Consider the following 1,161-nt stretch of genomic DNA (forward strand, 5'->3'; position numbering starts at 1 on the left):
GGCTATGAATCGGTCGAGCATCTGAAGCGCTACACCACGCTCGGCATGGGGACCGACCAGGGCAAAACCAGCAATTTCGCAGCACTTTCGGCCATGGCGGCGCTGCGCCGGGCGACGATTGCGCAAACCGGAACCACGCCCTTTCGCCCGCCCTACGCGGCGGTCGCGATCGGCGCGCTGGCCGGTCGCGCCGTCGGTCATCACTTTATGCCGGTCCGTCGCACGCCGATGCACGACTGGCACCTGGCAAACGGTGCCGAGATGCTCGAGGTCGGTCTCTGGATGCGTCCGTATTTCTATCGCGATGCCGGACGCGACGTGAATGAAGCCTATGTCGCGGAGATGCGGATCGTGCGCGGCGGCGCCGGGCTGATGGACATTTCCACCCTCGGCAAGATCGACGTGCAGGGGCCGGACGCGGCCATATTCCTCGACCGTGTCTACGCCAACGGTTTCGCCAAGCTTCCGGTTGGCCGCGCGCGCTACGGCGTCATGCTGCGCGACGACGGCGTCGTCTTCGACGACGGCACCACCACGCGCTTGTCGCAAAATCGCTTCTTCATGACCACCTCTACCGCCAGGGCCGCCGATGTCCTGTCGCGGCTGGAATTCCTGCTCGACACCGCCTGGCCGGATTTGCGTGTCGCGGTCTCTTCGGTAAGCGACGAGTGGGCGGCGATGTCGACCGCCGGGCCACGAAGCCGCGATGTCCTTGCCGCCGCCTTTCCGACGCTCGATGTCTCCAACGAGACGCTGCCGCATATGGGCGTCATCGAAGCCGGGTTCGACGGACGGGCCCTGCGCGTTATCCGCCTCAGCTATTCCGGCGAGCGCGCCTACGAGATCTATGTCGGCGCCAGCGCCGGCGAACAGGCCTGGAGCCGTCTCATCGAAGCAGGCGCGCCGTTCGGCCTCAAACCTTATGGCGTCGAGGCGCTTGGTGCGCTGCGCGTTGAAAAGGGCCACGTCGCCGGGCCCGAGATCGATGGCCGCACCACGCTCGACGATCTCGGCCTCGGGCGCATGGCCGGCAAACGCGGCGGATTCGTCGGCGACGTCCTGCGTCGTCGTCCGGCCTTTCAGGCACCCGACCGCCAGCGCCTCATCGGGCTGGAATGCATCGAGGACGGCAAGCGGCTGCGCGGAGGCGCCATATTGTTC

At 66.7% G+C, this 1,161-nt stretch carries 1 pseudogene; it reads left to right on the plus strand.

The features are described from left to right. Window positions 1–1,161: pseudogene (locus tag FJ980_RS33075) on the plus strand (sarcosine oxidase subunit alpha family protein); the annotation flags it as partial.

The organism is Mesorhizobium sp. B1-1-5 (assembly GCF_006443065.1).
In the GTDB taxonomy this organism is placed as follows: Bacteria; Pseudomonadota; Alphaproteobacteria; order Rhizobiales; family Rhizobiaceae; genus Mesorhizobium.